Source organism: Chryseobacterium sp. 27AL (assembly GCF_057815395.1).
This window is the reverse complement of sequence record NZ_JBYRIW010000063.1, coordinates 1-211: the sequence shown is the minus strand read 5'-3', so window position 1 is coordinate 211 and position 211 is coordinate 1. Positions and strand designations below refer to the sequence as shown.

Genomic DNA, 211 nt, shown 5'->3' with positions numbered 1-211 from the left:
TTCAGGGTAGTACTTATTCCATTGGCAGTAGGGGCCCAGGCTGTTCCGTTCCAACCCAGTACCTGTCCTGAAGTGGCGGACATCTGGTTAAGCTTTGAAGCTGTTACTGCACCATCTGCTATTTTAGCAGAAGTTACTGCATTGCTTGCAATGGTAGGGGCAGCAACAGGTCCTGCTAAATCTCCTGCCAGTTGTATAATCCCTTTTGTCG

At 48.8% G+C, this 211-nt stretch carries 1 protein-coding gene; it reads right to left on the bottom strand.

Annotation, left to right across the window (positions count from 1 at the left end):
- Window positions 1-211 (bottom strand): hypothetical protein (locus AC3WV0_RS18200; RefSeq protein ID WP_488847498.1); only part of this gene is annotated, 211 nt, incomplete at both ends.